The 236-nt window shown below is 65.3% G+C and carries 1 pseudogene; it reads left to right on the top strand.

Annotation, left to right across the window (positions count from 1 at the left end):
- Window positions 1-195: pseudogene (locus tag SB772_RS45535) on the top strand (gamma-glutamyl-phosphate reductase); the annotation flags it as partial.
- Between the last annotated feature and the right edge of the window lie 41 nt (window positions 196-236).

Genomic DNA, 236 nt, shown 5'->3' with positions numbered 1-236 from the left:
CGCTTCCTGCGCGAAGTCGATTCGGCCAGCGTGATGGTCAACGCGTCGACGCGCTTCGCGGACGGCTTCGAATTCGGCCTCGGCGCCGAAATCGGCATCTCGAACGACAAGCTGCACGCACGCGGCCCCGTCGGCCTGGAAGGGCTCACGTCGCTGAAGTACGTCGTGCTCGGGCACGGCGAAGGCCGTCAGTAAAGCGAGGCGCACAACCGATGGCAATGCTCTGGGTCAAGACG

The organism is Paraburkholderia sp. SIMBA_030, from assembly GCF_046535245.1.
GTDB lineage: Bacteria > Pseudomonadota > Gammaproteobacteria > Burkholderiales > Burkholderiaceae > Paraburkholderia.
Note: the sequence above shows the minus strand (reverse complement) of the source record. Positions and strands in the feature narration are given on the sequence as shown.